The sequence below is a fragment of the Ruegeria arenilitoris genome, from assembly GCF_013035425.1.
Lineage (GTDB): Bacteria > Pseudomonadota > Alphaproteobacteria > Rhodobacterales > Rhodobacteraceae > Ruegeria > Ruegeria arenilitoris_A.
In genome coordinates this window covers 198,050-219,896 of sequence record NZ_WQHX01000001.1, presented here as the reverse complement: position 1 = coordinate 219,896, position 21,847 = coordinate 198,050, and the positions used below count along the sequence as shown (strand labels likewise).

The 21,847-nt window shown below is 53.8% G+C and carries 22 protein-coding genes; 7 read left to right on the top strand and 15 right to left on the bottom strand.

All coding sequences use genetic code 11. The features are described 5' to 3' along the window. A complete protein-coding gene (locus tag GOV45_RS01070; RefSeq protein WP_170473057.1) occupies window positions 1-1,014 on the bottom strand; it encodes a hypothetical protein in 1,014 nt (337 codons plus the stop codon). 425 nt (window positions 1,015-1,439) lie between these two features. Between GOV45_RS01070 and GOV45_RS01065 the strand changes: the two genes are divergently transcribed. Beyond that, the gene (locus GOV45_RS01065) at window positions 1,440-2,201 is read left to right on the top strand and encodes a Hint domain-containing protein (protein ID WP_367648642.1); all 762 of its coding nucleotides are present in this window, start codon (window positions 1,440-1,442) and stop codon (window positions 2,199-2,201) included. 50 nt (window positions 2,202-2,251) lie between these two features. Here the strand turns inward: GOV45_RS01065 and GOV45_RS01060 are convergent, their stop codons facing one another. The 8 genes from GOV45_RS01060 to GOV45_RS01025 all read right to left on the bottom strand — a co-directional run bounded on the left by GOV45_RS01060 (window position 2,252) and on the right by GOV45_RS01025 (window position 9,958). Continuing rightward, on the bottom strand, window positions 2,252-4,453 hold the full coding sequence (locus tag GOV45_RS01060) for a 3-hydroxyacyl-CoA dehydrogenase NAD-binding domain-containing protein (RefSeq protein ID WP_170473050.1): 2,202 nt from the start codon (window positions 4,451-4,453) through the stop codon (window positions 2,252-2,254). Beyond that, window positions 4,446-4,934, bottom strand: coding sequence for a cupin domain-containing protein (locus GOV45_RS01055; RefSeq protein ID WP_170473048.1), 489 nt, complete (start codon window positions 4,932-4,934; stop codon window positions 4,446-4,448). The genes GOV45_RS01060 and GOV45_RS01055 overlap by 8 nt, the downstream gene beginning before the upstream one ends. Continuing rightward, on the bottom strand, window positions 4,934-6,145 hold the full coding sequence (locus GOV45_RS01050; RefSeq protein ID WP_170473045.1) for an acetyl-CoA C-acetyltransferase: 1,212 nt from the start codon (window positions 6,143-6,145) through the stop codon (window positions 4,934-4,936). Before GOV45_RS01050 ends, GOV45_RS01055 begins: the two co-directional genes overlap by 1 nt. Before the next feature lie 10 nt (window positions 6,146-6,155). Next, window positions 6,156-6,794: a glutathione S-transferase family protein gene (locus GOV45_RS01045; protein ID WP_170473042.1), complete on the bottom strand. Its 639-nt coding sequence runs from the start codon at window positions 6,792-6,794 to the stop codon at window positions 6,156-6,158. A 68-nt stretch (window positions 6,795-6,862) separates the two neighbouring features. Further along, window positions 6,863-7,075, bottom strand: coding sequence for a hypothetical protein (locus tag GOV45_RS01040; protein ID WP_170473039.1), 213 nt, complete (start codon window positions 7,073-7,075; stop codon window positions 6,863-6,865). A gap of 56 nt (window positions 7,076-7,131) precedes the next feature. Further along, the gene (locus GOV45_RS01035; protein WP_170473037.1) at window positions 7,132-8,913 is read right to left on the bottom strand and encodes an acyl-CoA dehydrogenase C-terminal domain-containing protein; all 1,782 of its coding nucleotides are present in this window, start codon (window positions 8,911-8,913) and stop codon (window positions 7,132-7,134) included. A 48-nt stretch (window positions 8,914-8,961) separates the two neighbouring features. Then, the gene (locus tag GOV45_RS01030; protein ID WP_170473035.1) at window positions 8,962-9,363 is read right to left on the bottom strand and encodes a MerR family transcriptional regulator; all 402 of its coding nucleotides are present in this window, start codon (window positions 9,361-9,363) and stop codon (window positions 8,962-8,964) included. A 226-nt stretch (window positions 9,364-9,589) separates the two neighbouring features. Then, complete coding sequence (locus GOV45_RS01025; protein ID WP_170473033.1) at window positions 9,590-9,958, bottom strand: MerR family transcriptional regulator; 369 nt, start codon at window positions 9,956-9,958, stop codon at window positions 9,590-9,592. A gap of 116 nt (window positions 9,959-10,074) precedes the next feature. On the opposite strand from GOV45_RS01025, the gene GOV45_RS01020 reads away from it, so the two are divergent. Genes GOV45_RS01020 through GOV45_RS01010 form a run of 3 tightly spaced genes read left to right on the top strand, consistent with a single transcriptional unit; the run spans window position 10,075 to window position 12,332 of the window. Continuing rightward, a complete protein-coding gene (locus tag GOV45_RS01020; RefSeq protein ID WP_170473031.1) occupies window positions 10,075-10,494 on the top strand; it encodes a PaaI family thioesterase in 420 nt (139 codons plus the stop codon). After that, window positions 10,495-11,016, top strand: coding sequence for a PaaI family thioesterase (locus tag GOV45_RS01015; protein ID WP_170473029.1), 522 nt, complete (start codon window positions 10,495-10,497; stop codon window positions 11,014-11,016). It begins immediately after the preceding gene. Then, window positions 11,016-12,332: an MATE family efflux transporter gene (locus GOV45_RS01010; protein WP_170473027.1), complete on the top strand. Its 1,317-nt coding sequence runs from the start codon at window positions 11,016-11,018 to the stop codon at window positions 12,330-12,332. The genes GOV45_RS01015 and GOV45_RS01010 overlap by 1 nt, the downstream gene beginning before the upstream one ends. Here GOV45_RS01010 and arsC read toward each other — a convergent pair. The 4 genes from arsC to GOV45_RS00990 are packed head-to-tail and all read right to left on the bottom strand — an operon-like array spanning window position 12,329 to window position 14,488. Next, window positions 12,329-12,670 (bottom strand): arsenate reductase (glutaredoxin), encoded by a 342-nt coding sequence (arsC, locus tag GOV45_RS01005; RefSeq protein WP_170475315.1) that lies wholly within the window; start codon window positions 12,668-12,670, stop codon window positions 12,329-12,331. The two genes, GOV45_RS01010 and arsC, sit on opposite strands and share 4 nt — an antisense overlap. After that, window positions 12,667-13,725, bottom strand: coding sequence for a quinone-dependent dihydroorotate dehydrogenase (locus GOV45_RS01000; protein WP_170473025.1), 1,059 nt, complete (start codon window positions 13,723-13,725; stop codon window positions 12,667-12,669). Before GOV45_RS01000 ends, arsC begins: the two co-directional genes overlap by 4 nt. Beyond that, window positions 13,722-14,153: a DUF1330 domain-containing protein gene (locus GOV45_RS00995; protein ID WP_170473023.1), complete on the bottom strand. Its 432-nt coding sequence runs from the start codon at window positions 14,151-14,153 to the stop codon at window positions 13,722-13,724. The genes GOV45_RS01000 and GOV45_RS00995 overlap by 4 nt, the downstream gene beginning before the upstream one ends. Then, entirely contained in the window at window positions 14,150-14,488 is a 339-nt protein-coding gene (locus tag GOV45_RS00990; protein ID WP_170473020.1) for a DUF952 domain-containing protein, read from the bottom strand. The genes GOV45_RS00995 and GOV45_RS00990 overlap by 4 nt, the downstream gene beginning before the upstream one ends. Before the next feature lie 108 nt (window positions 14,489-14,596). On the opposite strand from GOV45_RS00990, the gene GOV45_RS00985 reads away from it, so the two are divergent. After that, window positions 14,597-16,174, top strand: coding sequence for a bifunctional metallophosphatase/5'-nucleotidase (locus GOV45_RS00985; protein WP_170473017.1), 1,578 nt, complete (start codon window positions 14,597-14,599; stop codon window positions 16,172-16,174). 49 nt (window positions 16,175-16,223) lie between these two features. Here the strand turns inward: GOV45_RS00985 and GOV45_RS00980 are convergent, their stop codons facing one another. Then, a complete protein-coding gene (locus GOV45_RS00980; RefSeq protein ID WP_170473014.1) occupies window positions 16,224-17,876 on the bottom strand; it encodes a tetratricopeptide repeat-containing sulfotransferase family protein in 1,653 nt (550 codons plus the stop codon). Window positions 17,877-17,928: 52 nt separating this feature from the next. Here GOV45_RS00980 and GOV45_RS00975 point away from each other — a divergent pair, with 52 nt between their 5' ends. Beyond that, complete coding sequence (locus tag GOV45_RS00975) at window positions 17,929-18,597, top strand: SOS response-associated peptidase (RefSeq protein ID WP_170473011.1); 669 nt, start codon at window positions 17,929-17,931, stop codon at window positions 18,595-18,597. A gap of 42 nt (window positions 18,598-18,639) precedes the next feature. After that, on the top strand, window positions 18,640-19,692 hold the full coding sequence (mnmH, locus tag GOV45_RS00970) for a tRNA 2-selenouridine(34) synthase MnmH (RefSeq protein ID WP_170473008.1): 1,053 nt from the start codon (window positions 18,640-18,642) through the stop codon (window positions 19,690-19,692). On the opposite strand, the gene selD is transcribed toward mnmH, so the two are convergent. Beyond that, window positions 19,683-21,842 (bottom strand): selenide, water dikinase SelD, encoded by a 2,160-nt coding sequence (gene selD, locus GOV45_RS00965; protein WP_170473006.1) that lies wholly within the window; start codon window positions 21,840-21,842, stop codon window positions 19,683-19,685. The two genes, mnmH and selD, sit on opposite strands and share 10 nt — an antisense overlap. Window positions 21,843-21,847 lie beyond the last annotated feature (5 nt).

Sequence of the window (21,847 nt, the reverse complement as noted above, 5' to 3'; positions counted from 1 at the left end):
TCACTGACCGCAGATGTTCTGCAGTTGGATCCAATCACGATCCGGCAATACCTGTTCCAACTCTCTGCCAGCCATCGGGTCGGCTTCAATCAAGCCAAGCACAGATTCTCCGGTAACGTCACGTGCGTAGGCATATGGAGTGGAAGGCATGGCAGCCTGTGCGAACATCGCCAGAAGATCAGTATCTGAAACGTTTGGGATCGGTTCGGTCAGGACCTGCTCGGTATAACTGTCTATGATGTCGGATGTTAACTCGCCCGTGGTCAGCAGGCGGAACGCGGCAATAGGCCCAGTACGATCCAGCAATTCGTCCAGCGGATTCTGTGCTGCCGCTTGTGCGCGGGCTGCAAGGACGTATCCAGCAGCAACAGCGGGGTCTTCGTGGTCTTCAACCAAAGCGCGGTTTAAAACCACAGTTCCGCCAGGTAAGCTAAGGGCGTCGGGCACACCGGCAGGCACAATCACAATTTGTTTGACACCCGTCCTGTTCGCCAGTTTCTGCAACGATACCATCGCTTCCCTTGAGGTGCAGGCTTTTCCCGATACACGCTCGATCCTTTTCAGGACAGCAGCGGCTATTTCTTGGTGTTTGATTTCCGGAACAACTGAAACAACATGATTTTGCAAAGCGTGAGGCAACCACAAGAACAATACAGCCAAAACGGCGAACACAACCCCGCCAACCGAAGCCCAGCGCAGGCGGCCCGGATGAGGCCGGGACCGGTCGATCGCGCGTTGTAGTCGATCGATGGCTTCCAGCATCGTGGTCTCTGACTTTGGCAGTTCAAGCGTCTCGTCCGGATCGCCATCTGGGTTGAAAATTGCCGGGAAGGAGCCCGGATTTTGGCGAACCAAGGCAGCTAGTGACCAGTGTGTCAGTGCGCGGTCGTTAAAATCCGAGATTGTCAGCGTTGCCTCGCCGATCGAAACGACGACCTCGCGTCGTTGCTCTTCGGGTGAAGAGCGCCACAAACCCGTGGCTTCGATCCGCTGGAATTGTTTAAGGGCGGTCATGTTGAAATGCTGCTCGAATTATTTTTTTCAATTCTAGCATGTTGCAATCCCTCGGCGCAAACTTGTTGCGACCGGAATAGCCCATGGGCTGGAACAACTAAGCGCGCATTGGCCAGCTGTTTAGTCAAGAACCCGACGAAGAATATGCTCTTGCACAATAAGCCGCTGGAACAGAATGAATGATTGCTTCAAATCGACTCAGAATCGGAAAATGCGGGAAATCCATTCTAGGCTTTCGTTTCCAAAAGCGGCCCAAAGTATGGGTTGAGATCAATTTTGTTTGCTAAGAAAGGTGATATTGCGCCGATTTAGGCCGTATGCCGGCTCAAATGTGGCCAAAAGAAGTCTCGCTCTCCGTTTTCATGCTAGCACTGTTTGGTCGTTATGAAGGTGCCACTAAAGGGAGCCGGCACGTGTTAAAAGTAGTGAGTTTACCTGATTCTTCTGTTCAATCGGTCAGTATTCAGCGGGCGGTCAGCCAGCGCGCAGTTTCCGCGAGACGTGGCGGATTTGTGCATGGGACTAAGATAGCAACGCCAGAAGGCTGGAAGTCGGTGGAGCACATGGCGCCGGGAGATCTTGTCCGAACATTGAACGACGGTGTACGGGAAATACGCCGGATTTCTACAGATACGGTTGCAATTCCTTCAGGTGAAACAAGAGCCGAGTGTCTGCCGGTTCATGTGCCATCTCAGGCTGTCGGCAACAAGCGGCCGGTCTGGCTTCTGCCAGAACAAGGCGTGGCAATGAAACTTAAAAAGCTTGATTCTTCCATGAGTGGCCTGTCTATCGTTCCCGCCAGATTGCTTGGCGGCAAAGGCGAACTGCGATCGCATGCTCCCGCGACAATGTTTGAAGTCACAACTTTGTTTTTCGATCAAGCTGAAGTGATAATCATCGAAGGCGGTTTGCTGGCATATTGCACGGCCTGCCGATTTCGCCGGCAAGCTGCAGTGGGACAGCCAACCTACGAGGTTCTGGGTGATGACGCCGCCGCAGAATACATTGAAGCGATGGCAAGCAATGGCAATTTTTCGGCAATTACAGACCCCTCGGTCGCACCACCGAAGGTCATCCACAAAAATTCAGTTTCCCCTATGCGCCCGACGCTAGGGGTTCGACGTTCAGGTCGCCCGGGTCGCCCAAGTGCAACTGTTCTGGTCATGCGTGCAAGACAGCAGAATTGATGGAATGTTAAGGATGCAGGCAGGTGGCTTCACACGCCTGCATCAATTTGTCAGGCAGCCTTTGTTTCTGGGTTGAACCGACCGTAAAAGCTCTGACCGTTTTCAGCCATTTCACGCAGCAACGGTGGGCAAGCGAAACGTTCACCGAATTTTTCGGTCAACTGGTCGCAGCGCTCGGCCGCATATGGGGTGCCTATAATGTCCAGCCAGCTCAGCGGTCCACCCGACCATGGGGCAAAACCCCAGCCGAGGATAGCGCCAACATCCCCTTCACGGATATCTTCCAGAACGCCTTCTTCAAGAGCGCGGACAGCTTCGAGAACCTGAGCGAACATTAAACGTTCCTGCACTTCAATCAGGTCAGGCTGGTTGTCGGCATGCGGGTACTTCGCCTGCAATCCTTTCCAGTATTCAGTGCGTTTGCCCTTGTCGTCATAGTCAAAAAAGCCGGCATTTGCCTTTCGACCAAGACGGCCTTCTGCCTCCATCCAGAAAATTAGGTCATCGGCTGGGCTTTCTTGGTATGCGTCCCCCATTGCAGCCTTGGTAGCGCGCGCAATCTTGGCCCCCAGATCAATGGAAGTTTCGTCATTCAGTTGAATTGGACCAACTGGGAAGCCAAGTTGACGCGCGGCATTGTCGACCAATACCGGGCTGACCCCTTCGGTGATCATCCGCAACCCTTCGTTGATGTAAGGAATGATGCAGCGGTTCGCATAGAAGAAACGCGCATCGTTAACGACGATTGGGGTTTTGCGGATTTGTCGCACGTAATCCAATGCCTTGGCGACCGCCCGATCCCCTGTTTCCTTGCCTTTGATGATCTCAACAAGAAACATCTTTTCAACTGGCGAGAAGAAGTGGATGCCGATGAACTGGTCCGGTCGAACGGATGCCTTAGCCAGATCGGTGATCGGCAGAGTAGAGGTGTTCGAGGCAAAGATACAATCCTCTGGTATGATCGCTTCGACCTTCTTTGTCATTTCTGCTTTAACGCCCGGATCCTCGAACACGGCTTCAATGATCAGGTCGCAGCCCTTTAGTATATCCAGATCGTGTGTTGCAGTAATGCGGGCCAACATGCCTTCTTTTTTCTCAGCTGTGGTCTTGCCGCGTTTTATGCCCTTGTCCAGGTAGTCCTCGGTATAAGCTTTGCCCTTGTCGGCGGCTTCTTGGTCGCGATCGATCAGAACGACTTCCATCCCAGCCTGCGCCGAAACCAAAGCGATACCTGCACCCATCATTCCCGCACCCAGGACACCGATCTTCTTAACCGATTGGTCTGGAACGCCCACTGGACGTACAGCACCCTTCTCCAATGCTTCTTTGTTTAAAAAGAGCGAGCGGATCATTGCACCCGATGACGGATTCATCAGCACCGAGGTGAACCATCGTGCTTCGATCTTAAGTGCGGTGTCAAAATCAACCAGCGCTCCTTCATAGACCGCGCTCAGCAATGCCTTGGCTGCTGGGAATGCTCCTTGGGTTTTACCGTTCACCATTGCGGAAGCGCCGACGAAGTTCATAAAACCTGCAGGATGGTATGGCGCACCGCCGGGCATTTTATAGCCTTTTGCATCCCAAGGTTTTACCAAATCGGCATCCTTGGCGTTCAGCACCCACTCCTTTGCGGCTGCAACCGGATCTTCTGCGATGTCATCAACGTAACCTGCACCTTTTGCCTTTTTAACATCCAACATCTTGCCTTCCAGCAACAAGGGCGCCGCTGCAATGGGGCCTACTTTGCGGACCATTCGGGTTGTTCCACCCGCGCCGGGGAAAATGCCGACCATTATCTCGGGTAGCCCATATTTTGCCTTCGGGTTTTCAGCGGCAAAGATGCGGTGCGTAGATAAAGGCAGCTCCATTCCAATGCCAGCCGCCGTACCGGGCAGGGCAGTCGCGATCGGTTTGCCACCCTTCTTTGTCTTGGGATCCATGCCCGCCAATTCAATCTTACGCAGCAGGGCGTGCATTTGCATTGTGCCTTCAAACAGTCCTTTGGCTGGGTCGTCGCCTGCCTGTTCCTTCATAACGGCCAAAAGGTTCAGGTCCATCCCGCCAGCGAACGATCCTTCCTTGCCAGAAGTGATGACGACGCCCTTTACTTCGTCATCGGCCAACGCCTGGTCGATTAGGTCACTCAACTGCGCCAAGCCGTCAAACGACATCACATTCATAGTTTTCCCCGGCACATCCCAGGTGATCAGGGCGACGCCGTCGCCGTCTTTCGTCAGAGTGAAATCAGTCATTGTCATCTCCAATCTGGTCAGCCGTCAGCGGGCTGCCGTCTTTCCGCGTGAAAGAGAATCCGTTTTCGTCATCCTTCACCATCATATCTATGTCGCTGTAATAGCCGGTCTCGGTCGGGGTCCGCGTTCCGACCACAAGAAAGGTCGCGGGCACATCGGTCTTGTTCACAAGGTGGTGGCCGTTCGGTTCCCCTGCGGGCCAAGCAGCGCAGTCACCGGGTTGCATCTGGTGTTCACCATTATCGTCAACCAGTACGCAGGTGCCGCTGAGCATGATTGCGAATTCGTCCTGCTCCATGTGGTAGTGGCGCAGTGAGGACATACCCTGCGGCTCCAAACGCACGATGTTGGCACCGTACTGAGTCAGCCCGCCCGCATCACCGACGCGCTGCACGAAACGACCAGCAGTCGCCTCGGCCAACTTGCCGGGATAGGACGAGCCGCCCTTGAAAGGGATTCGAGAAAGGTCAAGCTTTGGCATCAGACGCGCTCAATAATAGTTGCGGCGCCCATACCCGACGCGATGCACAGAGTTGCCAGACCAGTTTCCTTGTCCTGACGCTCCAGCTCATCCAATAGCGTGCCGATGATCATCGCACCGGTTGCACCCAGCGGGTGGCCCATGGCAATTGAGCCACCGTTGACGTTGACCAACTCAGGATCAACATCGAACGCCTGCTGAAAGCGTAAAACGACCGAGGCAAAGGCCTCGTTGACTTCGAAAAGGTCCAGATCGCTGATCTGCATGCCGTTATCCGCAAGGATTTTCTCGGTCACCGGAACCGGGCCGGTCAGCATGATGGTCGGGTCGGTGCCGATTTTGGCAGTCGCCTTGATACGGGCCCGGGGCTTCAGACCATATTTTTCGCCAAATTCCTTGTTGCCTATCAGGACTGCAGCTGCGCCGTCGACAATGCCAGAGCTATTACCTGCATGGTGGATGTGGTTGATCTTTTCCAGATGCGGGTACTTCAACATAGCCACCTTATCAAAGCCCGGCATTTGCTCTCCCATCATTGCGAATGAGGGATTTAATGCGCCAAGGCTTTGCATATCGGTGCCAGGGCGCATGTATTCATCGCGGTCCAAAATGGTCAGACCGTTTTGATCCTTGATGGTAATCACCGACTTTTCGAAACGGTTCTCTTCCCAAGCCTTCGCCGCGCGTTTTTGTGACTCGACCGCCAAGGCATCGGCCTGATCACGATCAAAGCCGTACTCGGTGGCGATGATATCAGCCGATATTCCCTGCGGAACGAAATATGTTTCCATCGCCAGTGAGGGGTCAACAGCGATTGCGGCTCCATCGCTACCCATGGCGACGCGCCCCATCATTTCAACTCCACCGGCAATATAGGCCTCTCCGGCGCCACCTTTGACTTGGTTTGCCGCCAGGTTCACTGCTTCCATGCCCGAAGCACAAAACCGATTGATCGCCAGGCCAGGAATGGACTGGTCCAGATCTGATGCCAGAACCGCCGAACGCGCCAGGCAGCCGCCTTGTTCCATCACTTGTGTGACGTTACCCCAGATCACGTCCTCGACAGCGTGACCTCCTAAATTATTGCGCTCTTTCATAGCGTTAAGGGTTTGTGCGGACAGGCGCACCGAAGTTACTTCGTGCAGGCTGCCATCTTTCCGACCCTTGCCGCGTGGGGTACGCAGGGCGTCATATATATATGCTTCGGTCATGGGTGTCTCCTTAAGCGCGATCCGACGGGTTGCCGGGCATCAGGTCATAGGGGTGTTTCCAGCCGGGTTGCTCAGACAATCGAGTCAACCAAGCGTCGATATTTGGCCAGTCGGCGCGATCAAAGCCGAATGGTTCGGGGTAATACAGGTATCCGCAGCAACTAAGATCCGCGTTGGTTACGCCATCGCCAACGATCCAGTCGCGGCCATCGAGGTGGGAGTCCAAAATCTGATAAGCAGCCTTCAGACGCCCTTGATTGAAGGCGATCACATCCGGGTTACGGTGTTCTTCCGGTAGAAAATTTACCAAGAATCTAGTCATTCCTGCCATCGAGCTAAGTTTGTGGTTATCCCACAGCACCCAGCGAAGTACCTCGTAGCTCTCTTCGCGGGAAGCAACGCCGAATTTTCCTGATTTCTCGGTTACGTAAGCCTGTATGGCGCCGGATTGGCTGGTTCGAAAATCGCCATCAATGAGGAAAGGTGCCTCTCCCATCTCGTTTATACTGTCTCGGAATTCCTGCTTACGTGTTTCGCCGTTGAAAAAGTCGACAAATACCGGCTCCCACTCCAATCCGGACATTTCCAGCGCCAACGCTGCCTTGTAGGAGTTTCCGCTTTCTCCGAAACAGTGCAATTTGATGGTCATGCAATCGCCCCTCCCGTGGCGCTATTTGTCTTTTACTCCGCTCACCTGATGGCGAGCGAGCTTGAGGATCAACGCTTTCGCGATTCCAGTTCGGAATTGAAGATACGTAACCTGTGGGTCAGGTTGTCTTCATCAATCACGCTGTTGAAATTCTCGAAAAGAAACGAAAGGGCCTCGCCTTCGTCCAAACCCGCTTCGCGCGAAAAACTTTTTAGTTTGCGATACCCGTCTTCGGTCATCGCAACGGGAAAGCGTCTGGTAAGGCGAAAGCGTTTCGGCATTTGGTGCCCTTCGGTGAGCCGGGTCCGGGCACGTTTGCCGGGACCCGAGGTTGAGGTCAAAAGTTTGCTGCGTCCAGCGCCATCACCGTGTCTGCACCGGTCTGAATCCGCGCCAAATGCATTGCCGTAGCGGGCAATCTGCGAGCCATGTAATAGCGACCGGTACTGATCTTGGTCTCGTAGAAATTCTTATCTGACGCGCCAGCTTCCAGAGCATCTCCGGCGGCCTTGGCCATCTTTGCCCACATCAGGCCCAAACAGACATGGCCGAACATATGCATGAAATCATAGGAACCGGAAAGAGCGTTGTTCGGGTTCTTCATACCCTCTTGCATGAAATACATTCCAGCGGCCTGCAGGTCTTTCGACGCGGATTTCAGAGGTTCAATGAAGTCCTTGTCGTAAGCTTCGTCTTTGCCGCCGTTTTCTTTGCAAAAGTTCTTGACCATTTCGAAAAAGGCCATGACGTGCTTGCCACCATCCTGCGCCAGCTTTCGGCCGACAAGATCCAGCGCCTGAACACCGTTTGCGCCTTCGTAGATCATCGCGATGCGCGCATCGCGAGTGTATTGCGACATGCCCCATTCTTCGATGTAGCCGTGACCACCATAGACCTGCTGCGCCTTAACGGTCATGTCATAGCCTTCATCGGTTAGAAAGCCTTTGATCACCGGTGTCAGCAAAGAGATCAAGCCGTCCGCGTCCTTATCGCTTGAACGATGCGCTTTATCGATCATAGTGGCGCCCCAAAGAATGAATGCACGTGCGCCCTCGGTAAAGCTTTTCTGGTCCATCAAACTGCGGCGGATATCTGGGTGTACGATCAGCGGATCGGCGGGACCGTCGGGGTTTTTTGGACCTGTCACGTCTCGACCCTGCAGGCGATCCTTGGCGTATTCCAGCGCGTTCTGAAACGCGGCCTCGGCCTGAGACAGACCCTGCATACCAACGCCCAGTCGTGCCTCGTTCATCATTGTGAACATGGCGCGCATGCCTTTGTGCTCGTCGCCCAGCAGCCAGCCGGTCGCTTCGTCATAGTTCATGACACAGGTCGAATTGCCGTGGATGCCCATCTTTTCTTCGATTTTGCCGACCGAAACACCGTTCCGCTCACCCAGCGAGCCGTCCTCGTTTACGACGAACTTGGGCACGATGAACAGAGACACGCCCTTGATGCCCTCGGGGCCACCGGGAATCTTGGCCAATACTAAGTGTATTATGTTGTCGGCCATGTCGTGATCACCCGCCGAGATGAAAATCTTCTGACCGGAAATCTTGTATGAACCGTCATCTTGCTGCTCTGCCTTGGTTCGCATCAGGCCCAGATCGGTGCCGCAATGGGGTTCGGTAAGGTTCATGGTGCCTGTCCATTCACAGCTGACCATGCTGGGCAAGTACTTGTCTTTTTGCGCATCGGACCCGTGCGCCAAAATTGCCGAAGCCGCGCCGTGGGTCAGGCCTTGGTACATCACGAACGCCTGGTTTGCGCCAGAAAACATCTCGCCCACTGCGGTGCCTATGACATAAGGCATATTCTGCCCGCCATATTCCTCTGGCATGTCAAGGCCAGTCCAGCCACCTTCCTTCATTTGCTCAAATGCATCCTTAAAGCCGGTGGGGGTGTAGACGATGCCATTTTCTAAACGACAGCCTTCGGTGTCACCCACCGTGTTCAGCGGGTGAAGAACGTTTGAGGCTACTTTTCCAGCCTCCTCCAGAACTGCGGCGGTAAAATCTGCCTCCAACTCGTCATAGCCCGGAATGTCAGATTCCGAAACTTTGAGAACATCATGCAGAATGAACTGAGTGTCCTTTGTCGGCGCGTTATATACGGGCATTTGAAGCTCCCTTAATTCAGATGTTCGGGTGGCAGGCTGGCGAGAGGATCACTCGGCCGCCTTCTTTTCCTGTTTCATCGAGGCGATAACTTTTTCGCCCCACCGCAACTGCTCTTTCAGATCGTCGATGGCCTGAGTCAGTTCTTCGCGTCGTAATTCCATGTCTGCCAGTCGCTCGCATGCTATTTCATAGGTGCGGGACATCTGGGTCAGTTGCTGATCACCTACGTGATACAAGTCCAGAAGCTGGCGAATTTCTTCTAGGCTGAAGCCAAAACGCTTGCCGCGCAGGATCAATTTCAGCCGTGCGTGGTCGCGTTTGGTGAACAGACGTTTTTGGCCTTCACGGATTGGAAATAAAAGTTCCTTGGCCTCGTAGAACCGTAAGGTGCGTGGCGTGACGTCGTATGTCGCGCACATTTCTCGGATTGTCATCAGTTCTTCGGTCATTTTTCAAACTCTCATCACTGGCGTCTGTGTCTGAATTGCGCAGTCGATGGAGAACATACAACACTTAGATGACGTTTACGTAATGCAAACGCTACGTCACTTTTGAGTTGACGTAACATCAGGTCACGTCAACCCGCGTTTTGGGTAAGATTATTCCTCTGTGTAGAGGTCGGCATTGGCGTGGGACCGATGTCAAGACCAGGCGCTTTAGAAGTGTTCGGGCGTTTCAGCGTATCGAGTTTGCGGTCTGGTCGCGTAATTCCTGCAACGCGTCCATTGCCTCGTCCAATTGTTGCCGTTGCTTTCTCAGCTCTTCCATCTGACGATCAGCCATTTCAACAAAGGTTGCCATTTGCGCTTCGTTCCCTTGATCTTCATAGATCAGTAACCACTGGCGAATTTCTTCCAGCTGAAAGCCAAATTTCCGACCGCGCATGATCAGTTTCATGCGTGCACATTCTCGTGGCCCGTAGAACCGTGATCGCCCTTCGCGATCCGGTTGCAGCAGTTCAATATACTCGTAGTAACGCAGGGTGCGTGGAGTCACTTCGAACTCTGCACACATTTCTTTGAATGACAAACGGTCGTCGGACATCCCTGGTCTCCTCCGCAGCAAACCTAGGGCGTCGTGGCTTCAAGCGCAACAGGTGGGCTTGCCCTTTGCCGGACCTGCGGCTCATAAAGGGCGTGCACAGTACGGGACGCAACACTATGGTCAATAAGACAGAATTAGCGCGCCAATTTATCGAGGCCATTCCCCATGCCAAAGCGCTGGGCCTAGATTTAACCCATATCGGCGAAGGCGAGGCTGAGATTTCCATGCCTTATAATGAACAATTGATCGGAGACCCGCGAACAGGTGTCATTCATGGCGGGGCAGTTTCGACCATGCTGGATACATGTTGCGGTGCAGCAGTCATGAGCCACCCATCGACCCCGGGTGGCACGGCTACGATTGACTTGCGCATTGACTACATGCGCGCGGCGACGCCGGGGCAGAGCATTCGGACGCGTGCAACTTGCTATCACATTACCCGCAACGTTGCTTTTGTGCGGGCAACCGCAACCGACGATGACGCTGACCGACCTGTTGCTACCGCATCGGGCGCCTTTACCGTGGAGGGTCGGTGAATGGCGCGTCCTCGTCCCGAACCCATTCAAGTGGTCAAACAACGCCGTGATGCCGCGTTAACGGCGCTGGTCGAAGGCGTGCCGTATATTCGTTTCCTCAACATCGGTTTTGACCGGCGCGGGGACGAACTGACCGGCATTTTGAATTACGATGAGAAGTTGATCGGAAATCCGTTTTTGCCTGCCTTGCATGGCGGCGTTACAGCGGCATTTCTCGAGGTGACAGCTGTAATCACCCTGAGCTGGGAAAACATGTTTCCCAAAATCGAAACTGGTGAAATCGACGCTAATGACATTGTGACTGATGAGAGGATCCGGTTTCCCAAAACAATTGATTTCACAGTTGATTACTTACGTTCGGGCTTACCGCGCGATGCGTATGCGCGGGCCTTTATCAATCGGTCTGGGCGCAGATATGCATCGGTCCGGGTCGAGGCGTGGCAGGACAACCATGCCAAGTTGTTTGCGCAGGGAACAGGACATTTCCTGATGCCGCAGGACCCAGAGACCCAGCCCCGGTGATGGAGGACGCAGCAGCGCCTATTACGCATCGGCGGGTGTTAAAGATCGCGGCGCCGATTGTTCTGTCCAACGCCACGGTTCCAATACTAGGGGCGGTTGACACAGGCGTGGTGGGACAGATGGGGCAGGCCGCGCCGATCGGAGCCGTGGGTATGGGCGCAGTAATCCTGGCGTCGATATACTGGATATTCGGTTTTTTGCGCATGGGCACGACGGGTCTGGCCGCGCAAGCCAGAGGCGCGGGTGATACTGCGGAAACCGGAGCCTTGCTGATGCGCGGCCTTCTGTTGGGTGGAGTTGCAGGTTTTTTCTTTATCATCATTCAGGTTTGGGTGTTTTTGGGCGCGTTTGCCTTATCTCCGGCCAGCCCAGAGGTGGAGATACTGACCCGTGATTACTTGCAGATACGAATCTGGGGGGCGCCGGCAACTATCGCGCTGTATGCAATTACCGGATGGTTGATCGCCATTGAGCGGACTCGGGGCGTGTTCTTACTGCAAGTCTGGATGAATGGTCTGAACATTCTTTTGGACCTTTGGTTCGTCCTTGGATTGGGTTGGGGTGTTGAAGGGGTCGCAGTTGCCACCCTGATTGCGGAATGGACAGGGCTGGCCCTCGGGCTTTGGCTTTGCGGTGACGCTTTCGGCGGTAACCAATGGCGAGATTGGCCGCGTATATTTGACGCCTCACGCCTGCGCCGCATGATGCAAGTCAATGGAGACATAATGGTGCGATCGGTGTTGTTGACCGGTGCATTCACTACGTTTTTGTTCGTTGGGTCTGATCTGGGAGACGTGAATCTCGCCGCAAATCAAGTTCTGCTTCAATTTCTTGAAATCACAGCGTTTGCATTGGACGGCTTCGCTTTTTCTGCTGAGGCGTTGGTTGGTGGAGCGGTTGGCGCAGGTGATCGCGCACGCGTCCGACAGGCGTCAATGATGGCTTCTCAGTGGGGTTTGGGTGGCGCGGTTGTCTTGGGGCTGGTGTTCTTTCTGGCCGGGCCTGCCCTGATCGATCTTATGGCGACATCTCCAGAAGTACGTGAAACGGGTCGCGAATTTCTGTTTTGGGCGGCCCTTGCACCGATCATCGGTGTGGCCAGTTGGATGTTCGATGGCATTTACATCGGCGCGACTTGGACGCGCGAGATGCGAAACGCTATGATCCAATCGGTTTCCGTTTATGTGATTGCCTTGGCGATCTTGGTTCCGGCATTTGGAAACCATGGCCTTTGGGCGGCACTTATGGTTCTGAACATTGTGCGCGGTGTTACATTGGGCTGGCGCTATCCGCGGCTTGAGGCGCAGATCGGCTAAAGCAGAGCCAGCAAGTTTTCAGGAGGGCGTCCGATGACTGCTGTATCTCCGGAAATTCCTACTGGGCGTTCGATCAAGATTGGGTTGTCAACCATGGCTCGGATCAGCTCTGCATCCGTCGTAGTTTTAGCTAGCCCGACCTCTTTAAACAGTCTTTCACCGGTGCGGACCATTCTGATGACAGGTAGGTCGAGTTTTTCTTGAACATCTCGCAACTCGTCTTCGGTCGGCGTATCTTCGAGATATTTACGAATGTTGAGGACTGCGCCTTTCTCCTCCAACAATGCCAATCCGATGCGTGACTTAGAGCAGCGCGGGTTGTGCCAATATTCGATCAAAGCCAATCCTTTCTTTTTGTTCCAACCGCATACTCCACGTTTTCAAAGCCGTCACGTTCCAACAACTTATCCAGGCCGATCGCAATTTCTGCAGCCAGTGAAATTCCGCCGAATACCATCGCAGTGTAGAACTGCACAGCCGACGCGCCCGCACATATTTTGTCGTAGGCTTGTTGTGCAGTGCTGATGCCGCCGACGCCGATCAGAGGGATATTCCCCTCAGTCAGTTCACTTAGTCTAGCCAGGACGCGGGTGGATTTTTCGAACAAAGGTGCGCCTGACAGGCCGCCGGCCTGATGTTTGTGTGCACTTTGCAACCCGTCTCGCGACAGGGTGGTGTTGGTGGCGATCACTGCGTCTACACCGGTTTCCTGGGCAACGTCCGCGATGTCTTGCAGCTCGTTATCGGTAAGGTCTGGTGCAATTTTCAGAAATATCGGCAAGGCGCGAGGCAGTTCGTCACGCGTTTCTATTACGTTATTCAGCAAGGCGCTGAGTGCGGCTTTGCCTTGCAGGTCGCGCAGTTTCTCTGTGTTAGGCGAAGACACGTTTACTGTAGCGAAATCAAGATGTTTTGCGCAATGCAACAGCACTTTGGAAAAGTCTGCGGGCCTGTCATCGCTATCCTTGTTTGCGCCTAGGTTCAAACCGATCACGGCATCTGACGGACGGTTGGCCAAACGCTGCGATATGATCTCCATCCCCTCGTTGTTGAAGCCAAATCGATTGATGGCCGCCGCATCCTCGGTCAACCGGAAAAGACGCGGTTTGGGGTTGCCTGGTTGGGGGCGGGGAGTGGCTGCCCCGACCTCGATAAATCCGAATCCCACGCGCGAAAGTGGGCCTAATGCCTCGGCATTTTTGTCAAATCCGGCGGCCAGACCCACTGGGTTGGGAAGGTCCAAGCCCGCAACCCGTGTGCAAAGGCGCGGAGACGTAACCGGGCCGGGCACAGGCGCCAGTCCGGATTTTAACGCCTTGATGGATAGCCCATGGGCCGTTTCCGGATCCAACAAATGCAGCGCGGAAAGCCCAAGTTTCTCGGTCAGTTTCATCCGAACGAAGTTCCACTCTGACTGGGCGCGCAGCGGATCAACCGCGAAGTATCCACGGCAGCTTGCCTGTGCACTACCGCTTTTTGATAGTCTGGGTCAGTTACCATCTGCAGAAAGACGTGTGCTGTAGGGTAACGGGCAATGAAAACCTCATCCCAAGACTCGTTGCCTGGGCCTATTAACGTTGTCTGAAAAGTTCCTCGCCACAGGATTGTCGCCCCCAATCGCGCGATAATCGGAGCGGTTTCTAAACCATAGCGATGATATGCCTCGGCCCCGGTCAGCCTCGCATCAGCAAGCGTATGACCTTTGGGATAAACTGCATTGGCCCGAAAACGAACAAGGTTCAGCATCTCGATTGGATGATCGCGATCGAGTGCTTTGAATGCTTCGAATTGTTTGCGCTCAGGATCAACGAAACCCGTCATTTCATTTCCTCTGGAAACACATGCGCCTGGCCTTCAAGTGGCAGGGGACGCGACCATATCACATCGGTCATTCGAATCTGGCGGTATAGATGCGGAAACAGCGCCCCGCCACGTGACGGTTCCCACTTCAGATCGCTGCCCATGGAATCTGGATCGCAGGCTAACAGCGTTAATCCCTCGACCCCCGAGAAATGCTTAGCTGCGGTTTCAGCGGCCTGCTCGGCGGTCGAGAAATGGACATATCCGTCCGAGACATCAATCGGTGCGCCGTCGGTCGCTCCATCCGCCTGCAGCTTTGCCCATTCTTCAGCCCTAAAAATCTTGTAAATAAGCATGGCCCTGTGATGCCCGGGTCAAAGCGCGGAATCAAGACGGATTTCCCCCTTTGACTCTTTACCGCTGACGTCGCACGATCTTGGCAATCAATAACAGGGAGTTTCTCAATGCTTACCAGATTTCTGGCTACAGCCGCAGTTTTCGGTCTAACCGCAGGGGTGGCGGCAGCAGATTATAAACTGACGATTCTGCACACCAATGACTTTCATGCTCGTTTCGAGCCGATCAACAAATATGACAGTGGCTGCGGAGAGGAAGACAACGCCGAGGGCAAATGCTTTGGCGGCTCGGCACGTTTGGTGACTGCGGTGAAAGAAGCGCGCGATCGTGCCGACAACTCTATTCTTGTGGATGGCGGCGACCAATTTCAAGGTTCGTTGTTCTACACATATTACAAGGGAAAGGTTGCAGCCGAGTTCATGAACAAACTTGGTTACGACGCGATGACGGTTGGCAATCACGAATTCGACGACGGGCCCGAAGTTCTTCGCGGGTTCATCGATTCAGTAGATTTTCCAGTATTGATGTCGAACGCGGACATTAAGGATGAAGAGCTGCTAACGGACAAAATAAAGAAATCGACCGTTATTGAAATTGGCGGTGAAAAGATTGGTTTGGTTGGCCTTACCCCCGAAGATACGCACGATCTGGCCTCGCCCGGTCCGAATATCACTTTTTCTGATCCTGTGCCCGCCGTTCAAGCCGAAGTCGAAAAACTGACTGCTGAGGGCGTAAATAAGATCATCGTTCTAAGTCATTCCGGCTACGGAGTTGACCAGCGCGTCGCGCAAGAGACGACTGGTGTCGATGTGATTGTGGGCGGACATTCGAACACTTACCTGTCTAACGTATCCGATAAGGCTGTTGGCCCTTACCCCACCGTTGTGAACGGTGTTCAAATTGTCCAAGCCTACGCATACGGCAAGTTCCTGGGCGAGCTTAATGTGACCTTCGACGACGATGGAAACGTCATCGAAGCAAGCGGTGAGCCTCTGATCATGGACAACACCGTGACAGAGGATCAGGCGGCGCTAGACCGAATTGCAGAGCTGGCAAAACCGCTGGAGGAAATCCGAAACAAGGTTGTGGCAAATTCGGCGGCCGCCATTGAAGGTGACCGTGCGATCTGTCGCGTTCAGGAATGCGAGATGGGCAACCTAGTGGCAGACGCGATGTTGGCACGCGTGGCCGATCAGGGCGTGCAACTGGCGATCGCCAACTCAGGTGGTTTGCGGGCGTCGATCGATCCGGGCGACGTGACTATGGGTGAGGTGCTGACTGTGCTGCCATTCCAAAACACTCTTTCGACGTTTGAAATAAGTGGTCAGGGCGTAATCGACGCACTTGAAAACGGTGTTAGCCAAGTCGAAGAAGTCAAAGGCCGCTTCCCTCAGGTCGCTGGAATGACTTTTACTTGGGATCCCGCAGTTGCCCCAAACGAAGGCCGAATTGTCGAGGTATTGGTGGCCAAAGGAGATGGCTTTGAGCCGATTGACCCGGAGGCGACTTATCTGGTTGTCACGAATAATTACGTTCGCAATGGCGGCGACGGCTACAAAATGTTCGAGGGCGACGACAAAAACGCCTATGATTTTGGCCCCGACCTTGCCGACGTAACAGCTGAATACCTAGCCGAAAACGCGCCATATCAGCCTTATTTGGATGGACGTATAAAACAGAAGTAAGTTGGCTCAACCTTTTAAGGCCGCCTGTCACGGGCGGCCTTTTTTCATTTCAATTCAAATCGTATTCTGGCCAGAGTGAACGGTCCAAATCATCCAGCATGGGCTTCAAGTGATCTTCGACTTTGCGCCAACCACCAATGGACCGGGTCGTAATTGCTCTGCGAACCTGATCGGCGCTGGCCGTTCGAACCTGTTTAGTGTTTTCTTCTGGGTGGATCATGCGTTCGGTCCAGCCTATTCCGCAAAAGGCAGCCACTTTACGGCTGTAAGCTTCGGGATTGCCAACGAGGTTTTCGTAGGAAATCGCCATGATGCGTTCACCGAAAATCCGATCCCAATGATTCATATATTGGCGATACAAGTTGGCCGAATGCGCAATCGCCCCTAGGTTCGAGGAATATCTCATGCCGAGTGCCGGAAATCGTCGTGTCCATTTGGACAGCCCAACGTCACGGGGATCGCGTAAGATATTGATAAATTTGGCGTTTGGAAAGGCGGCCGCCAAGAAACCAAGAAGTTGATAGTTGTGTGGCATCTTGTCGATGAACGCAGTTGCGCCATCTGGTAGTGGCGGCATCAAGTTGCAGTAATCCCGCGCAAAAGCTTTCGCGTCCTGTTCATTAAAGGACTTTTGATCATCAATAAAAGGTCGGGACAAATCCCCAGCCAGAGACAGCTCGCCGCAGCCGAAAACTTCATTTACTACGCTTAGCATCATTTCCATCAGCGTAGTACCCGAGCGAGGTTGCCCGACTACAAATACGGGCATCGGGGTCGAAGTTTCATCCGATTCAGGGAGCGTATTGTCGATTGGGAATAGGTTGCGAATGCGGTTCAGCTGATCTTCTTCTGCGGCGGGGTCGTAGGGGTTTACCTGATGCTGAGCGGTATTGGCGCGCGCGAACTGGGGCATTGCCGCAGCCAGACTATCCATACGGGATATCAAATGGGCCTTGGCGAACTCCAAGTCTACATCGGTGTGTGGCTGCGCGGCGATGGCCGTTTCAACATTGTTCAGCAGTTCTTGCGCTTCGTCTCGATCGGCCATCGTCGCCAATTGATGCAGGGTCTTTGCATGCTGGCTATCTGACTGCAAAACATCGTGGAGCATTTTCGTGCTGCCGTGGATATCGCCCGAATGACGCAGATCGATTGCCATTTGACAGGCGATTTCGGTATTGTCGGGGGCAAGCTTGTATGCGCGAGCATAATCAGCAGAACTTTGTGCTAAAAAACCGACGCGTCCGTAAGCGCGACCCCGGTTCAGGTATAACACCGGGTTTTCAGGTTCAGCAGTCAAACGCTGAGTCGTATAGTCGATGATCTGCCGACTATTGGTTCCTTTCATGCCGATCTCGTCAATGACCCTGGTTAGCTCGCTATTGTTTGGGAATTGCCTGAGCTTCTTTTCCGCGTAAGTCAGCGCTTGCGGAATTTGACCCGTCTGCATCAAGGCGTTTGCCAGATTTTCAGCGAATTGTGCGTCTTCAGGCTTAATTCGCGCGGCTTCGACGAAATGCGGAATCGACTGTCGATAACGTTCCATTTGTGTCAGGGCAAATCCCGCTATTGCGTGGTAATCCACATCATTAGGAAATTTCTTTGCACCAAGCTGCGCCTTTTTCACCGCCTGTGGAAATTTCCCGGACTTAAGATCACTTAACGCTTTGCTCTTTAGGGATTTCGCTGTTTGTTGTGCCATAGGGCGCATTTTCCGCGTACGTGCTGACAAGAATGGTTATCAAATCATTAACATGTGTGGAAGATTTGCAATAACACTTCCGAACGATGCGATGGCTCAGCTGTTCGCCGCACGTCCGGCCAACGATTTGCCGCATGTTCCCAATTTCAATGTGTGTCCAACGAACTTGGTGCACGTGGTGCGTTCATCGGACGGCGCGCGTCGTCTGGATGCGCTACGATGGGGGTTTCTGCCGCATTGGTACAAAACAGAAACTGCTGGGCCATTGTTGATCAATGCCCGGGCTGAGACCTTGGCCGACAAACCCGCCTTTCGCGCTGCTTGCCGCGAAAGGCGATGCCTGGTTGTTGCGACGGGTTTTTACGAATGGACTAAATCCGAGGATGGTCAAAGGTTACCATGGTACATCCACCGCCACGACAGCGGGGCCATCGCTTTTGCCGGCGTTTGGCAGGATTGGGGGCCTGAAACCGCACGGCAGAGAACCTGTGCGATCGTTACGACCGCGGCGAACAAAAAACTCGGCAATATTCACCACCGGATGCCTTTGATACTAGAGCCCGAGGATTGGGCGCTCTGGTTGGGGGAGGCCGGGAAAGGAGCTGCAAAACTTATGTGTCCGGGTGCAGAGGAAATTCTGGAATTCCATCGTGTCGGACGCGCAGTAAATTCCAACCGTGCTTCGGGACCGGGATTGATAGAACCTGTCCAAGGTGACTAACTGCAACTTTCCTTCTCGTCCTTGGCCGGATAGAGGATTGATATGGCCTTGAAGTTTTCTGACCTGTCGCAACTCTATATGCATTCATTCGATGCCGTCATCGACGTGCGCAGCCCTGCGGAATTTGCCGAAGACCACCTGCCAGAGGCTATCAATCTTCCGGTTCTTGATAACGAAGAACGGGCCGCGGTAGGAACGATCTATGTGCAGCAAAACCCGTTTCTGGCGCGCAAGGTCGGTGCAGCGATGGTCTTCCGTAACGCGGCAGCTCACATCGAAAATAGCCTCAGTCATCACGCAGGTGGATGGAAACCACTTGTTTATTGCTGGCGGGGCGGGCAACGTTCCGGTTCATTTTCATGGATGTTGCAGCAGATTGGATGGCGCGCCGAAGTCATTGAAGGTGGCTATCGAAGCTACCGACGCCTTGTAAATAAGTACCTATACCAAGACCCATTACCCCTTAGGATCGTGGCATTGGACGGAAATACAGGGACCGCCAAAACAGAACTCCTGCAATTGTTACAGACGCTTGGAATACAAGTTCTGGACCTCGAAGGGCTGGCCAACCATCGCGGATCTCTATTGGGTGAAAGACCGGGTGGGCAACCAACCCAAAAGGCCTTTGAATCTGCTCTGGCTAAGAAATTGTGTGAAATGGACAAAAATCGACCTGTCGTGGTCGAGGCAGAATCTTCTAAAATTGGCAATTTGTTGTTGCCCCCAACATTTTGGACCGCATTGTGCAACGCACCGCGTATTTTGGTTTCGGCCCCTATTGAGTTGCGCACTACTTATCTGGTCAAAACCTACGATGATATACTTTCGGACCATGAGCGCCTGCGAGATCGGTTGTCGCCATTGCGCTTCCATCGTGGTCATTCGGTTGTAGACAGTTGGCTTGCAATGATCGAGTCCAATGACAAACACGCTTTGACCCGCGCTTTGATGGAGCAGCATTATGACTTGGCATATGCCAAGTCACGCCGCTGTCAGCGTGCGGAAATAATTGCAAAGATCGAATTGGCCACACTGGATAACAATGGGCTAGCCACGGCTGCAAGCCGGGTTCAAGAAGTTCTTGTTCAACTCTGAAGCCGCAGGCCGGGGGCGCTGTTAAGGTGCCCGATAATCGCGGCCGTAAACCCAGCCCGCAGCAACTGGTCCAACAATGCTTCTGCCTCAACAGCCTTTACCGCAGCTAGCAATCCGCCTGCGGTTTGCGGATCGAACAAGATATCCGCATTACTACCTCCGGGCAGCTCGGGCGCGATCAACCTGTTTTCTGGAAATATTGTCGACCTTATGCCTTGTTCACTGAGTTCAGCGGCACCGGCCATAAACGGCACGGATTCAAGGATTATCGTGGCGCCACAGCTAGCGGCAGCGCAAATTCCCTGCAGGTGCCCAGCCAGGCCAAACCCGGTTACATCGGTCATAGCACTTGCTTGGGTCAGAATGGCAGACGCGGCACCCTGTGGTTGCGCCATCAATCCGTAGGCTTCCTCCATCCAGGTACCTTTGGCCTTACCCGCCATTTCAGCAGCCATCAGAACACCACTTCCCAACGGTTTGGTCAGGATCAAAACGTCATTGGGTTGTGCCCCAGATAAGGTAATCGGCTTTTTGTCGCACAGTCCGGTTAGGGTGAATCCGATTGTCATCTCGTCACCCAATGAGCTGTGACCGCCCACAATTTCTGCCCCTGCGTTACGAATAACGTCGGTAGCAGTTTCCATAATCTCGGACATTGTGCGGCGCTGCAGATCAGGCGACATTCGCGGAAGGATAATCGTTGCAGTCGCAGCCTGTGGTGCGGCCCCCATAGCCCATATGTCACCCAGAGCATGGACAGCAGCTATACGCGTCATCAGGACGGGATCAAGAACGAAGCCGCGCAGATGATCCGAGGTCATGACTTGGTGAACCCCTCCTGTCGTCAGTAACGCTGCATCGTCGCCGGGCAGGGGTGTTATGTCCTCTCGTTTAGGCGGTGGCAGGTTCCGAAGTGAGGTCCGCAAAGCATTTCGCCCAACCTTGGCGCCGCAACCGCCGCACATAGGTTTGTCACCCAACGCCTCACGTAGACCGGCAGCGCGTTGCCTTGGAAGGGCCAAAGCCTTCATTTGGGGTAAATCTCGGAACCGGTTCATAAAACTCTGATCGATGTGGTTTTTCCAAACCCACATCAACGGACCACTAAAAGACGTGCCAAACCGTTCGCCCAGCGCTGACTTGCCGCCAAGTGAAATCAACTTGAGGTAGTCTCTTTGCGGTCTATAACAACGCATTCGTCCTGAACCAAGAGCCGCCCGTAAGTTGTTATATAGAACCGGAGCCTCTCGTACCGCGTAAACGCCAGCCTTGGGGCGAGGGTTATGCGCTAAATGGGCACAATCGCCAGCCGCGAAAATCGCGGTGTTACTCGATTGAAGGTGCGCGTCGACGCGGATGTATCCGCTATCCAGCGCTAGTCCAGTTCGGGCCAACCAATCATAAGGTCGAGCACCTGCGGCTCCAGTGACAAAATCAGCTGGGATGCTTCGGCCATCCACGAACTTAATTCCTTGCTTTGTAACCTCTGCGATCTTCGCGTTTTCGACGACTTCAATCCCAAGCCCTTTCATGTTTTGAAGGATAGTCGCAGTGGTTTTAGGGGCAGTAGAATTCAGCACGCTTGCATGATCTATCAATGTGACGCGCGACTCTCGTCCTTTGGCGCTCAGCGCATGGGCCATGGCCATGGCCAGCTCGACCCCGGCAACGCCACCGCCAATAACGGCGACGGAAGCGGGGCCATCACCTCCCAAATACTTACCCCAATTTGCGGCAATTTGGCCAAGCGGTTTGGCCGGAACAGCGTAATCGGCGAAACCGGGTAATTCCGGCATTTCCGAAGTTATCCCGACATTTACCGAAGCCACATCAAATGCTATCGGCGGCCGGTCTGGAACGTGAACCAGTCGCTCATCGGTGTCTATGCCGTCCACAGCCCCTAACACAACGCGAGCACCGGCAAATCTGGCCAGTTGAATTAGGTCTATATCCAGCTCGGCCCTATCGTAATGGCCGGCTACGAACCCAGGCAGCATCCCTGAATAAGGTGCAGTCGGACCAGGATTTATTACTGTTACCCGAACACCGGGCAACGGGTTCATACCCCACTTTCGCAGAAACAAGGCGTGAGTATGGCCTCCGCCAATCAAGACCAAATCACGGGTCAAAGGCAGCGGAGGAGTGTGCATTGGAG